This is a genomic window from Alpinimonas psychrophila, assembly GCF_014137865.1.
Taxonomy (GTDB): Bacteria; Actinomycetota; Actinomycetes; order Actinomycetales; family Microbacteriaceae; genus Alpinimonas; species Alpinimonas psychrophila.
The window spans coordinates 19,686-38,816 of sequence record NZ_JACGWU010000007.1 but is presented as its reverse complement, the minus strand read 5'-3'; the positions used below and the strand labels follow the sequence as shown (position 1 = coordinate 38,816).

The window sequence follows — 19,131 nt, the reverse complement described above, 5'->3', positions numbered from 1 at the left end:
ACTAGCAATTCGCCGGGCTTTTAAGCGAGAGGCTCCTGCGGGATTCGGTCGCGGTCATAGGTAATGTCGGTGAAACCATGAGGGAACGGAACCCCCGAGGCATCCAGCCCAACGAAGACGATGCGATCGACGGTCAAAATGGGCTTGCGGGTGATCATGTTGCGCACCGCGGCCCGCATGGTCATGGATGACGAGCCGAATGCCGTTGCCTGCAGGCCCATCTCGATGACATCGCCCTGCACTGCGGAACTTAAGAAGTTGATCTCAGACATGAACTTGGTCACGACGCGGCGGTTGCCCAGCTGCACAATCGCGTAAATCGTTGCCTCCTCATCGATCCACTTGAGGAGACTGCCCCCGAAGAGCGTGCCATTGGCATTCAGGTCTTCCGGACGCACCCATTTGCGCGTTCGAAAGTTGATCTCCAGCGGGTCGTTCTCCAGCGCGGTCATAGGCCAACTTTAGTGGCTCAGGATGCGGTCGACCTTTGCCCCTATTATGGTGGTGACCACTCGGCGTAGGCTCCTCAGATGACATCTCCCGCGCTTCTGGTTCGCCGCACCTCCCCCGCAGCTCTCACCGGTTTCATCGGCGGTGGGCTCTTGCTGGGCTCCGTCGTGATCCGCGTCATCGAGCAGCCACTTCCCTTCCCATTCGCCGGGACCGTGAGCCTCGCTCTCTTTTCGGCGGCACTCTTCGTATTCGCCTTTGGGATTCGGGGCGCCGGCAGCATTACCGCTCGCCGCCCGCTTGGTACCACCGCGCTCGCTCTGTTGGCTATCTGGTTACTGCTCGGGTCTGTGCTGTATGGCGTCATCGCCGACAGCTTCTCGAACAATCCCGTGCCGAACATCCTGATGGCCTTCGCCTACGCGGACTCGTTCGTGCAGTTTGCTCTCGCCCTCACGGCTGTTATGCAGATCGTCCGGCTGGGTGCCGTGCCGGCTCCGTGGAATTGGGTGCCCGCCGGTGTCACCGCGGCAGTCACGTTGACGTGGGTGCTGCTGCAACTGGTGGGTAGTGGAGCCCCCACCATGGTCGGACCCAATGCGGTGACCTGGTTCCTAATGACCCTGGACAGTTTGGCACGGATCGGCGGCACGATGCTGCTCGGCGTCATTGCCATCGTTCTTGCCGATCGCACCGACCGGGCCAGCTGAACCAGCAGCGATAAGCCCAGCAACCTCGCCAACGACTGCGTCCCCGGATCCGCTCCTAACCAGTAGGAGTCGTGCCCAACCCCGTGGCCACAAGGGCCGCGTAGTCAACCTCCGTGATGTCCGCATAGCTCACTGCATAGGCGGCGATTGCGGCATCAAACTCGCTCGTCTCCCCCAGATAGCCGCTGATGATGGAGGCATCTCCAGCTCGAGCATGAGCCCTGGCCAAGACAGCGCCACAGATTTGACCGTAGACGCGCAGCCCGTGCTCGTCCAGTAGGGTCGCATCGATGGACCCCTTCATGTCCCATAACTGGCGAAAATAGAAGTCGAAAGGCGCCGACGGGCCTCCGTGGCACCACCCCAAGAAGGGGTCACCGGCCGACTGCATGAGGCGTTGCCCCGCCACCACCCGCTCGCCGCTATTGGCGAATTCGCTGGCTCCCGCGTAGGGCTCCAGTACAGACGCTCCGGCCTGCTTGGCCTGAAGAACCATGGGCTCGCCATCGCCGGACTCCAGCAGAATGACGTAGGCGCGCGTGCCGACACTGCCCACGCCCACGACCTTGAAGGCGAAGTCAACGAAGGAGTACCGCGCGACGAGTGCGGCGCGATCTGATTGGAGCGTACTGACGTAATCGGCGAACACGGGGGCCAACGTGTCGACCACGGTGCCAAACTCTCCGTCAGCAACGGGCGTGAGGATGGGCGGGTCGGAACGAAATTGACGCTTGCCATCAACAATTTCGGTGAGCTTGAGAATGGCCGATTCGGAATTCTTGCGCTTGGCTTTGTCGCTGGCTTTCACCAAAGCTCGGCGAATATCGGACTTCTTGAGTTGCGAAACCATCCATTCGACGTCAACGCGGGTGTACCACACGTCCAGGGTTTCGCGCTCGCTGAAGGCTTGCATCCACTCGCGATAGGACTGCCCCACACTTTGGCTCGCCCGGACAACCTCCTCGGACGAAAAGCCATTGCCGCGCGCTGCGATAGCGAAGCTAGCCGCCAAGCGTTTGACGTCCCACTCGAAGGGGCCAGGCAGGGTCTCATCAAAATCATTGAGGTCAAAAACGAGGCTCCGCTCCTGCGAGGCAAACATACCGAAATTGGCCAGGTGGGCATCCCCACACAGTTGCACCCGGATGCCCGAATTGGAGGTCAATGAGAGGTCGCTGGCCATGACCGCGGCGGCGCCGCGAAGAAAAGCAAACGGGTTGCTCGCCATGCGCTGATACCGCAGCGGCACGAGGTCAGCATTGCGAACCTCCTCTTGCCCGCGCAGAATCTTGATCGAATCTGGGCGTTCTGCCAGGGCCGGAACAACGGCTTGCCCTGCCAGAGGTGCCCGCAGGCGCAAGTGTTCCCCCACGGTGCGTCGCTCCACTCTCGTGGGACGCGAACGGTGAAAGAGTTCTTTGGCGGCTTCGGTCGACAGCGCTGTCGTCATGGACATTTCCTTTAGGTGTCAGTGGAACGAACGACAGGGAACGAGCCGGTCGGATTCTCCCCTTGGTCATAAACGTGGGCGGGGCTGCCGATGATGAGGGCGTCGGGGGTGCCGACAGCCGCCACATCTTTATCGGGATAGTCAAAAGTGTTCAACACCCAGCGCATCGCTTCGATCCGCGCGCGCTTTTTATCGTTCGATTTCACCACCGTCCAGGGCGCTTGGGGAGTGTCCGTGTAGAAGAACATGGCCTCCTTGGCTTGGGTGTATTCCTGCCACTTATCGAGGCTTGCGAGGTCCGTGGGCGAGAGCTTCCACCGTTTCACTGGGTCGGTTCGGCGTTCGACAAAACGCCGATGTTGCTCGGCTTCGCCGACAGAAAACCAGAACTTGACGAGGTGAATGCCCGACTGCACGAGCATCCGCTCGAATTCCGGGGCCGATCGTGTGAACTCGAGGTATTGGGCAGGGGTGCAGTAGCTCATCACCCTTTCCACGCCGGCACGGTTATACCAGGATCGGTCGAGGAAGACCATCTCACCAGCAGCGGGAAGGTGTTCTACGTAGCGCTGAAAATACCACTGGGTCGATTCGCGGTCGGTGGGTTTTTCGAGTGCCACCACCCGGGCACCACGGGGATTCAGGTGCTCCATGAATCGCTTAATGGTTCCCCCTTTGCCAGCGGCATCCCGGCCCTCAAAAATCAGCACAATGCGCTGGCCGGAATCCCGAACCCATGCCTGAAGCTTCAACAGCTCAATTTGCAGAAGGTGCTTGTTGCTCTCGTAGTTCTCGCGTGACATTTTCGTGTCATAGGGATACCCCTGGCGCCAAGAACCGTCGTCTTCGAGAAGGCTGGGGGCATCATCATCCAGCAGATCACGCGGCGTGATCGTTTTCTTAAGTTCGGGCATTGCCGGCTCTTACTTGAACGCGACGATCAACTCGAGCTCCACCGGAGAATCCAGCGGAAGAACGGCTACCCCAACAGCACTTCGGGCATGGGCGCCAATATCACCAAAAATCTCGCCCAGAACGTCGGAGGCACCGTTGATGACGCCTGGCTGCCCCGTGAAATCAGGATGCGAGGCCACAAAACCGGTGAGTTTGACAATGCGCGTGATGCGGTCCAGCGAACCGATGACAGACTTCACCGCGGCCAGCGCGTTGAGGGCCGAAATTCGGGCGTAGGCCCTGGCGTCGGCGGCCGAAACGAGGCCCTGGCCGTCACCAACCTTGCCCGTGGCCGGAAGTGCGCCCGAAACCATGGGGAGCTGCCCGGATGTGAAAACGAGGTTACCCTCCACGACAGCCGGCACGTAGGCGGCGACGGGAGCAACGACATCTGGAAGATCAATTCCCAGTTCCGCCAGACGCAGATCAATTAAAGACATGGTTCAACCTTCTATTCAGTGAGCGGGCGTTTGAGGTAAGCGACAAGGCCGCCTTCTGGGCCGGTCACGATTTGAACAAGTTCCCAACCTTCGGAGCCCCAGGTGTTGAGGATCGCCGTCGTGTTATGGATCAACAATGGCGTGGTTGTGTACTCCCACTTGATCGCAGGCATGATTCTCCGTTCGGTTATTTCTCAGCAAATTCGAGCTAACCTTGATTCTATGTCTGCCCGAAAAACGTTAAAGCCTGGTGTCGTGGGCGCTGTTCTCGCATTTGTGGGAATGAGCGCGGTCGCCTCGGTGCTTGTAGCCGCTGCCGTGACCCCTGCCATCGCTGTTACCGGACTCACTGCCAACAGCACGTTGGGCATCTTTGACAACCTTCCCGACTACCTCGCCATCGGCGACTTGGCGGAGAAGACCAGCATTTACGCCACTGCATCCGATGGCTCAGAGGTCCTTTTGGCATCCTTCTTCGCCCAGGACCGCCAGGAGGTCTCATGGGATCAGGTGTCCCCCTTCGTCAAAGACGCCGCTGTCGCCACCGAGGATCCTAGATTTTACGAACACGGCGGGATCGACCTTCTGGGCACAATTCGCGCCGCCCTCAGCAACTCGGCCGGAGGCGACGTGCAGGGTGGATCATCCATCACCCAGCAGTATGTGAAGAACGTGCTCGTTCAAAAGGCTGAAGAAATCTCTGACCCCGTCGCTAAAGCAGCGGCTTTCAAGGCGGCCACCGAAACGAGTATTGATCGCAAGCTGAAAGAAATGAAGCTCGCCATCGGCGTCGAGCAGGATTACAGCAAGCAAGACATCTTGATGGGCTACCTGAACATCGCCTCATTCGGCGGTCGTGTGTACGGCATCGAATCAGCGGCGAAGCACTACTACGGAGTGAGCGCCAAGGACTTGACGTTGGCCCAGTCTGCCAGTCTGATGGCCACCGTCAATAACCCCAATAACCTCCGCATTGACCTTCCCGACAACATCGCCGAGAATCAGGCGCGTCGCGACTACGTTCTGGACCGCATGCTGATCGAAAAGAAGATCACGCAACAACAGCACGACGAGGCTGTTGCCGCTCCCGTGACACCCAACATTGTGGAGGCCAGCACCGGCTGCCAGACCGCCGGGGGGGCAGCATACTTCTGTGACTACGTCACCTGGATCATCAAAAATGATCCCGCCTTCGGCACCACGGCCGATGAACGCTGGACTGCTTTTCAGCGTGGTGGTTGGAAAATCATGACAACGCTAAACCCTGAGGTTCAAGCCATTTCGGTGGCAACTATCGATGCCAACGTGCCCAAAGTCGTTGACGTCGGGGACATCGCTGCCACGTCGGTTTCCGTTCAGGTGGGCACCGGACGCGTACTGGCAATGGCACAAAGTAAGGACTATTCCAACGATCCCGAGATTATTGCGACGGGTGGAAACTTTACGTCTGTGAACTACAACACTGACAGCACCTACGGAGGGTCAACAGGCTTCCAAGTCGGTTCGACCTACAAACTTTTCACCTTGTCCGAATGGCTCAAAGCAGGTCATGGTTTGGGTGAATCCGTCGCAGGTGCAACGAAGACCTGGAAGATGTCAGAATTTACGAACACCTGCGATGGAACCGGAGGGCCCGATTGGCGCCCCTCGAACTATGCGGGCGGCGGTCAAACCGCAACCGTTCAGGTGGCCCTCAACAACTCGTGGAACACCAACTTCGTCACGATGGCGTCCAAACTGGACCTCTGCAACATCCGAAAGGATGCCGAGGCACTTTTGGTGCATCGCGCCGACGGCAACCAACTCACCAGCAACCCTTCCGCGGTGCTCGGCACAAACGAGATTGCCCCAATGACGATGGCCACGGCCGTTGCCGGCCTCGCAGATAGCGGCCTAACCTGTCACCCCATTGCCATTGACAAAATCACCGATCGTAACGGCAAAGATATTCCACCCCCCACGGCAGACTGCGTTCAGGCCCTGCCTGCCAACGTGGCCAACACGGTTGCATTCGGCATGACAAAAGTTCCCACCGTGACCGCTCAATGGTCCCCCATCGGTGACGGCGTGCCCTATATCGCAAAGACCGGTACCTCCGAGTACTCGGAGCACAACTGGATGCTCGGCTCGACGACGGCGGTATCGACCGCAATCTGGCTGGGAAACGTCTCCGGACACACACCGGTAGTTCAGTTCGTCCAAGCTCCGTACATCATGGTTCAACACATGTGGCGCGACATTATGAGAGTGACAAACACGCTCTATGCCGGTGGTGAATTTGCCGCGCCTGATCCTGCTCTCGTGGCCGGAAAGTCAATTTCCGTTCCCGAGGTCAAGGGGCTCACTCTTGCCCAAGCCAAATCTCTGATCGAAAGTATCGGTTTCACCTTTGAAGACGGCGGCGAAGTTGATTCTGAACTTGCCAAGGGTACGGGGGTTCGCACCGAGCCCGCAGCCGGAACGACGTCAGCATTGGGCACCACCGTCAAGTTCTTCTCGAGCAACCAAGCTTTGGTGGACGGTCCGCCGAGCACGATTGGCATGACAACAGCCGCAGCCCGGGCAGCTCTTACCGGGTGGGCAGTATCGGTCAACACCGTGCCGGCTCCCTCGCCCACCCCGTGTCCCAGTACACCACCGTCGACGGGTCCTGGCACGCCGACGCCCGTGCCGAGCACGTGCCCGGTTGCTAATCCGAACCAGGGCACAGTAATTGCCCAAGATGTGATCGGCGGGTATGCAAAACCCGGCGCAACCGTCACGATCACCGTTCAGGGCTAACCAAATGTCCAACCGGGGTAGCGGCGGGCGCGATGCGCTCGTCGCCTTGGGGCTTCTCGCTGTCGGATCGTTCGTCTGGGCATCCGTTATCGAACGCAACGCCTTCACACTGCGCCGCGTGACCGCCCCGGTTCTCGAACCCGGCTCGGCCCCCCTGCGCATTTTGCACATCTCCGACCTGCATCTCGCACCGTGGCAGAAAGAGAAGCAAGCGTGGATTCGGGCACTCGCTGACCTGCAACCCGACCTCGTGATCAACACCGGTGACAACCTTGGTCATGCCAAGGCTCTGGATGCCGTGGAATATGCTTTCGAGCCTTTTTTGGGAATTCCTGGAGTCTTTGTCAACGGTTCCAATGATTACTTTGGACCTCAGTTCAAAAACCCGTTCAAATATTTTGCGGGGCCCACCAGCGGCGAGCATCCGGCGGCACGCCTCGACACGGCCCGCCTGCAGTCATTGTTTATCGATGGCCTTGGCTGGGCGAACCTCAACAATGCCGCTGCCACAATCATGCTGGGCTCAACTCGGCTGGACTTCATGGGGGTCGACGATCCCCACCGCCATTTCGACTCGCTCGCCAGCATGACGCGTGCCCTCGATGACGTGCGCTCGGGGGACTTCTTCGAGCTCGGTCTCGAGCTCGGCCTCGAACCGACTAGGGGCGCCAAGGACCCGGGCGCGGCAGTTCCAAGCGAGACCGCACCGGCAGCAACGATCGGCGTGGCGCATGCGCCGTACCAGAGAATCCTCAATGCTTTCGTCAACAACGGTGCGGACATGATCTTTGCAGGGCACACGCACGGCGGCCAAGTGTGTCTGCCCGGTTTTGGGGCTCTCGTGACGAACTGCGACATTCCCCGTTCCCAGGTCAAGGGTTTGAGCACCTGGCGCAATGGGCGCAACACTGCAATGCTCAATGTTTCGGCGGGAGTCGGCACGTCCATCTATGCCCCTGTGCGCTTTGCGTGTGCTCCCGAGGTTTCGCTCGTGACACTCACGGCGCGAGTTTCCTGAGCCTGCACCAACGGGTTTAGACTGCTAGCAACACCGCGGGGTGTGGCGCAGTTTGGTAGCGCGCGTCGTTCGGGACGACGAGGTCGCAGGTTCAATTCCTGTCATCCCGACTCTGTGATGTCTCAAGACAAAAGGAAACCTCCGAGCCTACGCGTTCGGAGGTTTCCTTTATTGCTAGGGCTCCGCTAGCCGACGATAAGTTGCATCTGCCGTGCAATATTTTCGGCAACGTTCAAAACGTCATCCTGAGCCTGCGTAAGGGCATGTGCTGGGGAATTGCCGAAGGAAAATTCAAATGGATCGGGGATGCCCGTTTCGAATCCACACAATTCCTCCAGTACGGCCAAGCCACAATAGGGCACGTAAACAGGTGAGTAACCGCCCTCGTGCGACATGATGAGCCTGCCGTCACATAACTCGTCGGCCACGGTGACCAACGAAGCCGTCATCTGTCGATAAGCGGTCGCCGTGAGTGTCATACAACCGAGGGGATCGACCGCTGAGGCGTCAAAACCACTGGCGACAAAGATCGCTTCCGGCTTGAAATTGCGCAAGGCGGGCAGAACCAGCCGCTCGAAAGCAGCCGCATAGGCACCGTTACCGGTCCCCGCTGGCAGCGGCACGTTGAGTGCGGATCCTTCGGCCCCTGAACCGCCAGTCTCGGTGACGTATCCGCTGTCTTGGGGAAAAAGGCGATCCTGGTGCAAGGAGATCGTCAGCACATTTGGGTCGTCGGCAAAAATACTTTGTGTGCCATTGCCGTGATGGATGTCGAAGTCGACGACGGCAATTCGCTCTATGCCATGGTTGGCTCGGGCCCATTCGATTGCAATGGGGATATTCGCAAAAATACAGTAGCCCATTCCCATGTCCCGTTCAGCGTGGTGTCCGGGAGGACGCACGAGGGCATATGCATTGGTCACGTCACCGCGAAGGACAGCGTCAACTGCAGCGATCGTACCACCCGCGGCGAGACGCGCGATTTCAATGCCCTTGTGCCCAAAAGGCGACCAGCCGTCACCGGCATCGCCGACGACAAGTTCACTCTGATTCTTGATGAAATCGAGATGGCGCGGCGTGTGGATGCGGAGGATATCTTCGTCTGTTGCGATGCGAGCAGGAACCTTGACAAGGTGGTCAATGAGACTGCTCACCTCAACGAGACTGTTGAACCGGGACTTCGAATCCGCCGATTCAAAGTTATGAAACGGCTGGACAGTTGACCCGGGCGCGATGATGCCCGCAAAAGTACCGGTGTCGTGCCATGAGTAGCGTTCATGCCAGACGTATCCCGTTGTTCTCATCTTCTCTTCCTTACTTCAACGAGCCGTTGTAGTGATGTCGGATTTGGGGGTGACGCGCTGGAGAATTTGGCGTCGCGCTTTTTTGACTACCTCTTGGATCGTGCTGTCCAGGGCCACGGCAATGACCAATGTCGCACCCACCAGAATTGTCTGGAGGAATGCGGACGCCTGCAGGAACACCAATCCGTTATTAAGCACCTTGAAGAACAGAAGGCCGGCAACCACGCCACTTATACGACCGATTCCGCCCTCGAAGGCAATCCCCCCCAGCAACACCACGGTGAGAGCGGCGAGTTCCATGCCGGTTCCGATGACGGGGCTAGCGGACTGCACTTTTGCGGTGAGGAGCATCCCGGTAATCGAAGCGGCCACTCCCGAGGCGATGAATATCTGGAAGCGTCGGAGCTGGACACTCACCCCCATGAGGTACGCGGCCTTTTCGTTACCACCGATTGCGAGGGTTTCTTTGCCAAAACGCGTGCGGTTCAGTACGTACCAACCGAGAACCACCACAATGGCGAGGAGCACGATTTGGAGGGGAACGGGGCCAATGGATGCTGTGCCAAGACTACGAAAATCTTCTGGCAGTGAAGACCGTTGAACCGTGCGCCCCGAGGTGACCAGTTGGGCATAGCCGGCCCAGATGCTCAAGAAACCTAACGTCACCACAATGGGATTGAGCTTGACATACGAGACGAGAAAGCCGTTGATAGCACCTGCGACGAGGCCGAGGGCGAGTCCCGCGCCGATTCCTAACAGGGTGTTCTGCGTTGCCGCCATCACGAGCCCGGAAGTCACCGCGGCCGCCGAGGCAACAGCCCCGATCGAGAGATCGACGGAACCTGAAATGAGGAGAAAGGCTAGTGGGATCGCGACGATTCCCAGTTCGGCTGATTGCAGAATGATATTTTCTGCGTTGCCGAAGGTGAGGAAGTTCTTGTTGAGCAGACTAAAGAACGCAACCAACACAATCAAGGCCATGAAAATGCCGTTGCGAGCAGCAAAAAGGGCCAGTGAATTCTTATTCGACACGAGGGGTCCTCAATTTTTCTGAAGCAGATCGGGCTGGGAATGGGGCTGCGGCTGGGCGAGATCGAGGAGATCGGCGAGCAATTGCTCGTCAAACCCTTTTGCCGCCGTGCGCTCGCGAACGTGATCATGAAAAAGGATGTAGGAGCGGTCACAGATGCTGGCAATCTCATCAGATTCAGCGGAAGCCACGATGACGATTGTGCCCTGAGCTGCCATTGCTCTGACCGCGCGAACAATGTCTGCTTTGGCGCCAACATCTACGCCCTGCGTAGGTTGAGCCAACAGCAATATTTTTGGCCGCTTCACGAACATCCATCGAGCGATGAGATGCTTTTGCCGATTACCTCCGCTGAACTGATCGATCGTGGAGGCACGCGTGGGACCCAAAATATTGAGTCGTTCACGAGCGGAATCGTAATCCGCGTTCCCGGTATCTCGAGAAACCCACCACCCGCGTCCCGCAATCGTGCGATACCACGGAAGGAAAGTATTTTCCGCAGCGCTCATGCCTGAGATGAGGCCGTCCTTTTCGCGATCAGCAGGGACAAGGTGGATTCCTTGCTTCATCGCAGACAAAGGATTGCTGACCTCCAATAAAAGACCCGAGAGAACCGTAGAATATTTGCCCTTGAGACCAAAGAGTCGTTCAAGAATGGCGAATTGCTCGCCCCCAGCCATGCCGAAGAGTCCGACAACTTCGCCCTCTCGAAACGAGAGTGGGGTGCCGGCATGCTTAACGCTCAGGAGTGCCTGGCCGAGAACGAGCTCACTCCGTTCGACTTCAAGAAGTCCCGGAGCGAGTGCGCGGGCGAGCTTTCTAGCGTCGTAGTCCGTGACCGGGCCATCGGCGACAATTTCACCAGCAGACAAAATGATGATGCGTTGACACACCTGCAGGATGTCAGGCAGGCGGTGTGAGACGTAGACAACCGCAACACCTTCCTTCGCGAACTTTCTAATGAGCGAATGCAGAGCCTCTGTTTCTTTGAGACCCAGGGCGGCGGTTGGCTCATCGAGGAGAAGAACTTTCATGTCCTTGCCGAGCAGGCCCCGGGCTAGCGCCACAAGCTGACGTTCGCCCAAGCTGAGAGTATCGACCAGTTGATCGAGATCAAGATCACTTCCCACACGTTCCAGGGCGGCAGCAGCCTGAGCACGGTCGGGGCGAGAAAATGGGGCCAATTGAGCAAGATAGAGATTGTCAAGAACACTGAGATTACCGGTGAGAGCAGGGTCTTGATAGAGAACCGTCACGCCCTTGGAGGCAATTTCCCGCGGGGTAATTTTCTGGGAAATTTCTTCGTATCCGAGGAGAAAAGTTCCCGACGTCGCAGGGTTTGCTCCTGCGACAACGTTGAACAGGGTGGTTTTGCCAGCGCCGTTGTGGCCCAAGAGCCCGACAATTTCTCCCGGTTGAATAGAGGCGGTGATGGCGTTCAGTGCCCTCGTCGCTCCAAAATCAACCGTAAGGTTGCGGAATTCAAGGCGGGGCGCCACAACGGCGCTGGCAAGACTCATTGTCTTGCCGCCCTAGTTCTTTGCAGAATAGAAGGACGCCGCGTTCTCGCGGGTGACCTGCGTTGAAGCGATTTCAATATCTGCCGTGAGCGTTCCTTCCGCGGCGCCAATCATCATTTTGACCATAGCGTCGGCAAGGGATTTCGCGGGGAGGATATAGCTGAGGTGCCAGATTGAGTTCGGGGTGAGGTAAATATCGAGAATCGAATCTGTGGCATCTAGCGCCCCCAACAGGTAACTGTCATCATCTGGCGCTACGCCCGAGTCCATGAGGAACTGGTAAGCCCCTTCAGTGGGTTCGGAAGCCATGCCCAAGAAGATTTTCGTGTCAGGGAATGCCGCCAACTGGTTCTGAGCCGCCTTGTAGCCATCATCAAGGTTGATGACGGACAGCTCATTGATTGTCACGTTGGCACCGCTCGAAGCGAGGCCGGCTTTAATGCCCTCGGATCGTTCACGGCCGAGGTCCGTTTCCCAGTAACCGAGAAGAGCGACGGGTTGAGGTGTCGTTTTACCGTACTTATCGATGATCCACTTTCCGGCAGCTTCGCCCAGCGTCTTGCCGTCCTCGAAGTTGTTCAAAACGAGGGAAAAAGAGGTCCCCTCCCATTTGCCGGCATAGCCAAGAACTGAAATCCCAGCGTTTTGAGCCTCTTGCGTGACGTTCACCATTGAATCCGATTGGACGGGGTAGCCCATGATTGTCTTGACGTCACCACGCTGGACCCAATTTTGCCAATCCGATACCTGGGTCTGGATGTCCCATTTAGGGTCATCGGTGAGGAACTTATAACCCGCGGCGGTTATCTGTGGTTCCATGATGGACAACATGTCATTCCAGATGGGAATGTCGAGACCACCAAAGCTCATCGCAATGGCGCCTTTGCTTTCGGCTGGGCTGTCTGCTACTGGACTTGATGAGCAACCCGCAAGGGAGAGAGCAAATGCAAGAGCGATACTTATTCCACCGAGGATTTTCTTTGACAACATTCGTATTGCCTCTTTTCTAATTGGAGTGGGGGGGGGGCGAAACCTAGATACCGTGAGCCACCCTCAACGAAAGGGTGCTGCAAAGTCCTTGTTGGGGAGTCTAGGTTTTGCACGAGGCGGCGTTATCGGCATAAATACCGACGTTTTGAAGACGTTTATGTAACAATTCGCTCGAGCGACGCCAGCGTATTGGGCTCGGGGCGGAAGAGTCCGTTCCGAATGGCGCTCGAAACAGCTTGCGAACGCCGGGAGCAATCCAACTTGGCCAAAATGCTTGCCACGTGCGAGTGAACGGTTCGAATACTGATGCTCAGGGCAACGGCAATGGCCTCGTTTGACGGGCACGAAGACATGTACGTCAGAACGCGGATCTCGGTGGGAGTCAGGCTAAAGGGCCGACTGATCGGTGCTTCGACGATAATGAGATGCTCCGCGCCCTGCATGGAATCGTCCCTCTGATGCTGGACGTGAACTCTGTACCACTGGCGGTCGAGATCCCACAGAAAATACACGTCTTCGCCGACCATGGTGAACAAGGGAACAAGGGCCGACAAGAATTCGGGTTGCTGGGCGAGTCGAGACTGGCCTCGACCGGCAAGAGGTGCGATGTGCCCGTCTCGCGAGAGAACCGCCGCGCGAGAATGGGAGGGAACTCGTTCCATTTCGCGAGCGGTGGCGTTCGCAACGAATCCCAGAATTGAACTCATTGCTTGGCTGCGACGTCGAATCTCATCGGAATAGAAGTGAGGAGTCTTCGACGAAATATTGACAAGGCCGACATAGCGACCGCGGTGGTTCAGCTCGAAGGTGAGACCATCGCGGTAACCCGCTGGATGCAGGAAGTTAAGGTAAATCGCTGACCGTCGAAAGCTGTCAGGAAGGTCCTGCTCGGATCCGATCGTGGGAGGCAAATTGTCCCCCGGGTTCACCGGGAGCCAGATTGGCTTAGGCCAATCCTTGGTGAATTCATGAGCCATGACCCCCGCAACCAGACTCGAGTATCCTTCCCTGGCAAGCTCATGATGTCGGTCATTTGTGCGGTCAAAAACGAGTAACTGAGCAGCGTCATAGGGGAGAATATCGTGCAGGTCTCGAAGGAACCGTTGCATGAGCTCCGCTGTACTCTGCGGAATCACGTCGTCGGCATTGCCGCGTGCCATCGACCGGATGACATGGCGAATCGACCACGTCCCGGGATCGCCGTGGTCGGAGAAGGTACCGGTCACCTCAGGAATGATTGTCATCCCTTCGTTTCATCTTTTGCCTCGTGCCTCAGACCTTTCGCGAGCCCGGCGATGAGCGCGGGGATTCCGAGCCTAAAGGCAAAACGCGCAGTGGAATGTTTCACGTTCGCCGGATCGAGAGACCGGCGCAACGAGACCAGCTCGCGGGGAACGACCTCGGCGGTGAGCAACGACTCGGGGGCGACGATATCTAGCGCAGAACCCAGGACGTGAGCTTCAACCGTGCGCATTACGGCCACTGCGTCACCATCGGGCCACCCCGCCGAGCACAGTGCGCTGACAACGGTCTCATACATTCGCAGCGTCGACGGATCGGTGATGGGGGTCGTCGCGAGCAGGCGAATGCAGTTTGGGCGAGCGGCGAACGCTGCCAGATAGGAATAGGCCCAATCCTGCAAAGCATCGTCCCAGTCTTTAAGAGCGAAGAACGACACGTCGATGTCCTCAACAATGAGCGCTCTCATGCGCTCGATGAGATCAACACGGCCCTCAATGTGGTTGTACAGCGAGGATGGCCGACGATTCAATCGTGTCGCGAGCCGCTTCATGGTCAGGGCTTCGCTCCCGTCAGTATCGACGAGATCAAGCGCGGCGAGCGCAATTTGGCGAGGCTTAAGTACCACCGGGCTCCTCCCAGAATGACTATTCACGTTTTCTTCTCGGAAACCGCTACTCTACTCAATACGAACGTCGTTCGTATTTTGACACCTCTCTCTGGAGCACCCTTCTTGTCAAACTCCTTAGGCGCAAAAGCCCTCCCGTTCTCCTCCGATGGCAGTGCCAATTCTGTGCTGTTTGAAAACGGAGTGATCTGGCAGGGAGCAGATAAAACCGATGCCTCCGCACTCCTCGTGCAGGGCGGCCGCATTGTTGCTCTTGACGAGGACGCGTTGGCGGCTGTAGCCACGTCGAGCTTAGAAATCACCCACGTGGACTTGGGCGGAGGGTTTCTGATGCCCTCCTTTGGCGATGGCCACGCGCATCCCCTCTATGGCGGACTCGAGGAATTTGGCCCCCGTGTGCGGGCCGGTCAGAGCGTCGCCGAAATCGTGGAGGAAGTCCGACGCTTTGCTGAGGCCAACCCCGAGCAGGAATGGATCGTCGGAGCCTCCTACGACGGCAGCCTCGCTCCGAACGGGCTCTTCGATGCGCGCTGGCTAGACGAAGCTGTCAGCGATCGTCCCGTCATGCTGCGCGCCTGGGACTACCACACGGTGTGGTGCAACAGCCGCGCACTTGAACTCGCGGAAATTACGGCAGACAGCCCAGAACCGGTGCTCGGAGAAATTCCCCGCCGAGCCGATGGGTCCCCCCTGGGCACCCTGCGTGAGTGGGGAGCCATCGATCTGTTGAGTGCCGTCTGCCCTCCTTTCACCCTCGACCAAAAAGTGGAGGCGCTGCGACGGGCGACGGCACACTACGCGGGACTCGGTGTGACCTGGGTGCAGGATGCCTGGGTCGAGGGTACCGACATTGACGCGTTTCTCGCGGCCGCGACGCAGGGCGCCCTCTCCACGCGCATCAATCTCGCTTTTCTCGCGGACCCTCGAACGTTTCCGGCGTCCCTCCCGGCCCTCATCGCAGCGCGTGATCGCGTCGAGGCCCTCGGACACCCTCTCCTCACCGCCCACAGCATCAAGTTCTTCGCCGATGGCGTCGTGGAAAACGAAACAGGGGCGCTCCTAGAGCCCTACTGCTCCGGGTTGCACGATCACGGCATGCTGGTATGGACCCCCGAAGACCTCGCGAGCGCCGTTGCGACTATCGATGCTGAAGGATTTCAAACCCACATTCATGCCATTGGGGATGCCGCCGTGCGCGTTGCACTGGATGCCATCGAACACGCCAACGCCGTGAACGGTCCTCGCGACCGCCGCGCGGTTGTTGCTCACGTTCAATTAGCCGATGCTGCCGATCTGGCGCGGTTTGCCTCTCTCGGCGTGATAGCAACCATGCAACCGCTGTGGGCGCAGCTGGATGCGCTCATGATGGTGCTGACCGTTCCTCGCCTGGGCACAGAACGCAGCGCCCGGCAATATCAGATGGCCTCGCTGACGGAGTCTGGGGCGTCTCTGGCCTTCGGGTCTGACTGGCCCGTCTCCTCCGCTGCGCCCCTTGATGGCATCGCTGTAGCGACATCGCGCACCACCAATGATGGTCTCCCCGAAGGGGGGTGGGTTCCACGCGAAATCATCTCTGCCGAAACAGCCTTGGCGGCATACTCGACGGGAGTCGCGAAACAGGCTTTCGCCGACCTGACGGGAGCCCCGTGGGGCATCATCGAGATTGGCGCCAGTGCCGACCTCGTCTGGCTCTCAGCCGATCCCCGAGCCACGACACCTTCTCTCATGCCGACCATCGGCATTTTGGGTACCTACCTCGCGGGTGCAACGACGCATTCCGCGCACAACAAATAACAACGAATAGGACACCTCCATGGCTGTAGAAACAAACTCCGAATCAGCAAAGACCATGATGGGCGGCGCCGAACAGGGGCACCTCAAACGCGTCTTGGGCGTTCCCTCTCTGGTGCTATTCGGCCTCGTCTATATGGTTCCCCTGACGGTCTTCACCACCTACGGTTTCGTGACCCAGCTGACGGGTGGGCGCCTACCGGCGGCTTACATTGTCACCCTCATTGCCATGGTCTTCACGGCACGCTCCTACGGCCAGATGGCGCGAGCCTATCCGTTTGCCGGTTCGGCCTACACGTACACTCAGCGCAGCTTCGGCCCTGGATTGGGCTTTCTGACGGGGTGGGCGCTCATGCTCGACTATCTCTTCTTGCCCATGATTAACTACCTCGTCATCGGTCTGTATCTGCACGCCGCTTTCCCGGATGTTCCCGCCTGGATCTTCGTTCTGGCCACGATTGCTATCGTGACCTTTCTCAACATCATCGGAATCGTCTCGGTGGCCCGCGCAAACATTCTGATTCTGGCCATCCAGATTATCTTCATTGTGGTTTTTGCCGCCATGTCCGTGGGCGCCGTCAACAGTGGCACCAGCGTCGACCTCCTCGCGCCTTTCACGGGAGACGGAAGCACCTCAGGATTCGGACCACTCGTCGCCGGCGCCGCGGTTCTGTGCCTTTCCTTCCTCGGTTTCGACTCCGTGTCGACACTGGCCGAAGAGACGCGCGACCCCAAGCGCAGCCTGCCCAAGGCCATCATGATAACGACCATCGCCGCGGGACTCATCTTCATTTTTCTCGCGTGGCTCAGCCAGTTGGTCCTGCCCGACAACGCTGCATTTACGAGCGTGGATGCCGCGTCCCTCGACGTCATGGTCAAGGCCGGCGGAGCATTCCTCTCCACCTTCTTCATCGCCGCCTATGTAGCCGGCGCAATGGGGTCGGCGTTAACGTCGCAGGCATCGGTATCGCGCATCCTGTTCGCGATGGGACGAGACGGAGTTCTTCCCCGCCGCGTCTTTGGACGCATCAGCGTTCGCTTCAGCACCCCGGTGTTGTCCATCCTGATTGTGTCGGTCATCTCGCTCGCGGCAATCTGGATCGACCTGAGTCTCCTCGCCGAGATGATCAGCTTCGGGGCACTCATTGCGTTCACGGCGGTTAACCTCTCGGTTATCAAGCACTACTTCTTTGACGAAAAGAAACGCGGCGGAGTGAACACCCTGATCTACTTCGTCGTGCCTGCGATTGGTGTTGCCTTGACGCTCTGGCTGTGGACGAGCCTCTCGCCGCGCGCTCTTACCGTAGGCCTCATTTGGCTTGCGATTGGGTTCGTCTATCTCTTAGTGCTCACCCGTGGCTTCAAGCGTAAGACCCCCATGCTCGACCTGAAGGAATAGGAACCGCCCGTCCCGTGGGGCACAAGCGGTGCGATCCTCACAAGGGTCGCACCGCTTGTTTTTTATCTTTACGCTAAGTTCGGAGCAGATGAAAAGCCTTAAGGACGGCCCATGCTCACAAAGGTGAAACCCGCTGCTCGCCAGGCTTGTGCGTCCAGCACGTTTCGAGCGTCAACAATGGCACGATGCCTCACCAGTGTGGCCACGTGAACGGGATCAAGGGCCACAAATTCTGGCCATTCCGTGACGAGCACAATCACATCTGCGCCCGCTAGAACGACGTCGATGCTGGTCGCCGTGACGAGGGCGGGGAATCGAGCCTGCGCTGACGCATTGGCCTCGGGATCAAAGGCGATGATATCGGCACCGAGGGCACCTAGGTTGCGCGCAACGTCCAAGGCGGGAGAGTCTCGTACGTCGTCAGAGTGAGGCTTGAAGGCAAGCCCCAAGACCGCAATGCGAGCGGACGTCACCTCGATGCCTTGGCGCGTGACAGCATCACAGACGAGCTTCGTCACTCTAGAGCGCTGACGTTGATTAATAACATCTACCTCTGTGAGGAAGGCAACGGATTCTCCCTGCCCCAACTCCTCAGCGCGGGCGACAAATGCTCGAATATCTTTTGGCAAACATCCACCCCCAAAGCCCACCCCGGCGTTAAGAAATCGTCGACCAATGCGAGCGTCATAGCCAATGGCATCTGCGAGCTCGGTAATGTTGGCCCCCACCGCATCCGTAATCTCACTCATAGCATTGATGAAACTGATCTTGGTGGCCAAAAATGCGTTGGCCGCAGTCTTCACCAGTTCGGCCGTGGCAAGGTCGGTAACGACAACGGGGGTACCCGCGGCCAGTGCCGAGGCATAGACCGCGTTCAACAGGCGCAAAGATTCGTCATGACGATCTCCGGGGGCAATTCCGTAGACCAGGCGATCGGGGGAAATAGTGTCGGTCACCGCGTGTCCCTCACGCAAGAATTCGGGATTCCAGGCGAGCTCGGCCGCTGAGCCTGAGGCCCCAATCATGTCCCTCAAGCGAGCCGCTGTTCCCACGGGTACCGTGCTCTTGCCAACGACGAGATCACCGTCGTTGAGGTGCGGAATGAGCGCCGTCACTGCGGCATCGACGAACCGCATGTCGGCCGCATTGCTACCAGCGCTTTGCGGGGTCCCCACGGCAATGAAGTGCACGTCGCACCGCGAGGCCACAGAAATATCAGTCGTAAAGGTGAGGCGCCCGCTGGCTAATGCCGAGGCCAAGATCTCCGGTAATCCGGGCTCAAAAAAGGGGGTCTTTCCCGCGGAGAGCAATGCAATTTTGGCAACATCGACGTCGATTCCAACGACATCATGACCCACGTCGGCCATGGCCGCAGCGTGCACTGCCCCCAAGTAGCCGCACCCAATCACAGAAATGCGCACAGTTAA

At 58.4% G+C, this 19,131-nt stretch carries 17 protein-coding genes and 1 tRNA gene; 6 read left to right on the top strand and 12 right to left on the bottom strand.

Annotation, left to right across the window (positions count from 1 at the left end; translation table 11 throughout):
* Window positions 1-20 precede the first annotated feature (20 nt).
* A complete protein-coding gene (locus tag FB555_RS09205; protein WP_182485191.1) occupies window positions 21-452 on the bottom strand; it encodes an acyl-CoA thioesterase in 432 nt (143 codons plus the stop codon).
* Window positions 453-530: 78 nt separating this feature from the next.
* Here FB555_RS09205 and FB555_RS09200 point away from each other — a divergent pair, with 78 nt between their 5' ends.
* A complete protein-coding gene (locus tag FB555_RS09200) occupies window positions 531-1,160 on the top strand; it encodes a hypothetical protein (RefSeq protein WP_182485190.1) in 630 nt (209 codons plus the stop codon).
* Between the two features lie 55 nt (window positions 1,161-1,215).
* On the opposite strand, the gene FB555_RS09195 is transcribed toward FB555_RS09200, so the two are convergent.
* From FB555_RS09195 to sp36, 4 genes are read right to left on the bottom strand one after another with little or no spacing between them, the layout of a single operon-like run.
* The gene (locus tag FB555_RS09195) at window positions 1,216-2,610 is read right to left on the bottom strand and encodes a DUF2252 domain-containing protein (RefSeq protein ID WP_182485189.1); all 1,395 of its coding nucleotides are present in this window, start codon (window positions 2,608-2,610) and stop codon (window positions 1,216-1,218) included.
* An 11-nt stretch (window positions 2,611-2,621) separates the two neighbouring features.
* Entirely contained in the window at window positions 2,622-3,524 is a 903-nt protein-coding gene (gene ppk2, locus FB555_RS09190; protein WP_182485188.1) for a polyphosphate kinase 2, read from the bottom strand.
* 9 nt (window positions 3,525-3,533) lie between these two features.
* Entirely contained in the window at window positions 3,534-4,004 is a 471-nt protein-coding gene (locus tag FB555_RS09185) for a RidA family protein (RefSeq protein WP_182485187.1), read from the bottom strand.
* Window positions 4,005-4,015: 11 nt separating this feature from the next.
* Window positions 4,016-4,177 carry a Sp36 family protein gene (gene sp36, locus FB555_RS09180; protein ID WP_182485186.1) on the bottom strand — a complete coding sequence of 54 codons (162 nt, stop codon included), beginning with the start codon at window positions 4,175-4,177 and terminating at the stop codon, window positions 4,016-4,018.
* A 49-nt stretch (window positions 4,178-4,226) separates the two neighbouring features.
* Between sp36 and FB555_RS09175 the strand changes: the two genes are divergently transcribed.
* The 3 genes from FB555_RS09175 to FB555_RS09165 all read left to right on the top strand — a co-directional run bounded on the left by FB555_RS09175 (window position 4,227) and on the right by FB555_RS09165 (window position 7,913).
* Window positions 4,227-6,785 carry a transglycosylase domain-containing protein gene (locus tag FB555_RS09175; protein WP_182485185.1) on the top strand — a complete coding sequence of 853 codons (2,559 nt, stop codon included), beginning with the start codon at window positions 4,227-4,229 and terminating at the stop codon, window positions 6,783-6,785.
* Between the two features lie 4 nt (window positions 6,786-6,789).
* Entirely contained in the window at window positions 6,790-7,803 is a 1,014-nt protein-coding gene (locus FB555_RS09170) for a metallophosphoesterase (RefSeq protein WP_182485184.1), read from the top strand.
* 36 nt (window positions 7,804-7,839) lie between these two features.
* Window positions 7,840-7,913: transfer RNA gene (locus tag FB555_RS09165), tRNA-Pro, on the top strand.
* Between the two features lie 75 nt (window positions 7,914-7,988).
* Here the strand turns inward: FB555_RS09165 and FB555_RS09160 are convergent.
* The 6 genes from FB555_RS09160 to FB555_RS09135 all read right to left on the bottom strand — a co-directional run bounded on the left by FB555_RS09160 (window position 7,989) and on the right by FB555_RS09135 (window position 14,514).
* Window positions 7,989-9,107, bottom strand: coding sequence for a class II histone deacetylase (locus FB555_RS09160; RefSeq protein WP_182485183.1), 1,119 nt, complete (start codon window positions 9,105-9,107; stop codon window positions 7,989-7,991).
* Window positions 9,108-9,122: 15 nt separating this feature from the next.
* Entirely contained in the window at window positions 9,123-10,139 is a 1,017-nt protein-coding gene (locus FB555_RS09155) for an ABC transporter permease (protein WP_343046445.1), read from the bottom strand.
* Between the two features lie 9 nt (window positions 10,140-10,148).
* Complete coding sequence (locus FB555_RS09150) at window positions 10,149-11,657, bottom strand: ATP-binding cassette domain-containing protein (protein WP_182485182.1); 1,509 nt, start codon at window positions 11,655-11,657, stop codon at window positions 10,149-10,151.
* A 12-nt stretch (window positions 11,658-11,669) separates the two neighbouring features.
* Window positions 11,670-12,647, bottom strand: a complete 978-nt coding sequence (locus FB555_RS09145; RefSeq protein ID WP_182485181.1) for a sugar ABC transporter substrate-binding protein — start codon at window positions 12,645-12,647, stop codon at window positions 11,670-11,672.
* 155 nt (window positions 12,648-12,802) lie between these two features.
* Window positions 12,803-13,891 carry a helix-turn-helix transcriptional regulator gene (locus FB555_RS09140; protein ID WP_182485180.1) on the bottom strand — a complete coding sequence of 363 codons (1,089 nt, stop codon included), beginning with the start codon at window positions 13,889-13,891 and terminating at the stop codon, window positions 12,803-12,805.
* Complete coding sequence (locus FB555_RS09135; protein WP_343046444.1) at window positions 13,888-14,514, bottom strand: TetR/AcrR family transcriptional regulator C-terminal domain-containing protein; 627 nt, start codon at window positions 14,512-14,514, stop codon at window positions 13,888-13,890. The genes FB555_RS09140 and FB555_RS09135 overlap by 4 nt, the downstream gene beginning before the upstream one ends.
* Before the next feature lie 15 nt (window positions 14,515-14,529).
* On the opposite strand from FB555_RS09135, the gene FB555_RS09130 reads away from it, so the two are divergent.
* A complete protein-coding gene (locus FB555_RS09130) occupies window positions 14,530-16,308 on the top strand; it encodes an amidohydrolase (protein ID WP_182485179.1) in 1,779 nt (592 codons plus the stop codon).
* A 55-nt stretch (window positions 16,309-16,363) separates the two neighbouring features.
* Window positions 16,364-17,704, top strand: a complete 1,341-nt coding sequence (locus FB555_RS09125) for an APC family permease (protein WP_182485253.1) — start codon at window positions 16,364-16,366, stop codon at window positions 17,702-17,704.
* Window positions 17,705-17,802: 98 nt separating this feature from the next.
* Here the strand turns inward: FB555_RS09125 and FB555_RS09120 are convergent, their stop codons facing one another.
* On the bottom strand, window positions 17,803-19,125 hold the full coding sequence (locus FB555_RS09120) for a nucleotide sugar dehydrogenase (RefSeq protein ID WP_182485178.1): 1,323 nt from the start codon (window positions 19,123-19,125) through the stop codon (window positions 17,803-17,805).
* Window positions 19,126-19,131: the final 6 nt, after the last annotated feature.

What these genes read in the sequence shown, in the direction of transcription:
- FB555_RS09140 (WP_182485180.1), bottom strand. Translation starts at nt 13,891, where the DNA reads ATGACAATCATTCCTGAGGTGACCGGTACCTTCTCCGACCACGGCGAT.
- sp36 (WP_182485186.1), bottom strand. Translation starts at nt 4,177, where the DNA reads ATGCCTGCGATCAAGTGGGAGTACACAACCACGCCATTGTTGATCCAT.
- ppk2 (WP_182485188.1), bottom strand. Translation starts at nt 3,524, where the DNA reads ATGCCCGAACTTAAGAAAACGATCACGCCGCGTGATCTGCTGGATGAT.
- FB555_RS09205 (WP_182485191.1), bottom strand. Translation starts at nt 452, where the DNA reads ATGACCGCGCTGGAGAACGACCCGCTGGAGATCAACTTTCGAACGCGC.
- FB555_RS09175 (WP_182485185.1), top strand. Translation starts at nt 4,227, where the DNA reads ATGTCTGCCCGAAAAACGTTAAAGCCTGGTGTCGTGGGCGCTGTTCTC.
- FB555_RS09125 (WP_182485253.1), top strand. Translation starts at nt 16,364, where the DNA reads ATGATGGGCGGCGCCGAACAGGGGCACCTCAAACGCGTCTTGGGCGTT.
- FB555_RS09150 (WP_182485182.1), bottom strand. Translation starts at nt 11,657, where the DNA reads ATGAGTCTTGCCAGCGCCGTTGTGGCGCCCCGCCTTGAATTCCGCAAC.
- FB555_RS09185 (WP_182485187.1), bottom strand. Translation starts at nt 4,004, where the DNA reads ATGTCTTTAATTGATCTGCGTCTGGCGGAACTGGGAATTGATCTTCCA.
- FB555_RS09160 (WP_182485183.1), bottom strand. Translation starts at nt 9,107, where the DNA reads ATGAGAACAACGGGATACGTCTGGCATGAACGCTACTCATGGCACGAC.
- FB555_RS09200 (WP_182485190.1), top strand. Translation starts at nt 531, where the DNA reads ATGACATCTCCCGCGCTTCTGGTTCGCCGCACCTCCCCCGCAGCTCTC.
- FB555_RS09145 (WP_182485181.1), bottom strand. Translation starts at nt 12,647, where the DNA reads ATGTTGTCAAAGAAAATCCTCGGTGGAATAAGTATCGCTCTTGCATTT.
- FB555_RS09195 (WP_182485189.1), bottom strand. Translation starts at nt 2,610, where the DNA reads ATGACGACAGCGCTGTCGACCGAAGCCGCCAAAGAACTCTTTCACCGT.
- FB555_RS09130 (WP_182485179.1), top strand. Translation starts at nt 14,530, where the DNA reads ATGACTATTCACGTTTTCTTCTCGGAAACCGCTACTCTACTCAATACG.
- FB555_RS09170 (WP_182485184.1), top strand. Translation starts at nt 6,790, where the DNA reads ATGTCCAACCGGGGTAGCGGCGGGCGCGATGCGCTCGTCGCCTTGGGG.